The organism is Pectobacterium jejuense (genome assembly GCF_026800125.1).
GTDB classification, from domain to species: Bacteria; Pseudomonadota; Gammaproteobacteria; order Enterobacterales; family Enterobacteriaceae; genus Pectobacterium; species Pectobacterium jejuense.
Window position 1 is genome coordinate 1 of sequence record NZ_JAPQKX010000060.1, and the last position, 247, is coordinate 247.

The 247-nt window shown below is 56.3% G+C and carries 1 pseudogene; it reads right to left on the reverse strand.

The features are described 5' to 3' along the window. Nucleotides 1-247: pseudogene (locus NXT09_RS22455) on the reverse strand (DsbA family protein); the annotation flags it as partial.

The following is a 247-nucleotide window of genomic DNA, read 5'->3' on the forward strand; positions in this document are numbered from 1 at the left end:
GTCCACGTACTTTCGCCAGAAGTTCACGGCTGGCGTTGATATGCCGTGACAGTGTTTCTGCTCGAATAAACGCCAATTCCGTGCAGAAGGCATCGCCATCCAGGCCGATCGCTTCTGCACATTGACGCAGCACGGGGGTATCGACGATCTTGAGCCCGGAAACGTAATGTGCTTGCTCAATCTGGTACAGCATCGCCATGCCTTTGTCGTCCATGGCTTCCGCAGCCAGTATAGCCGCCGTCGGTGG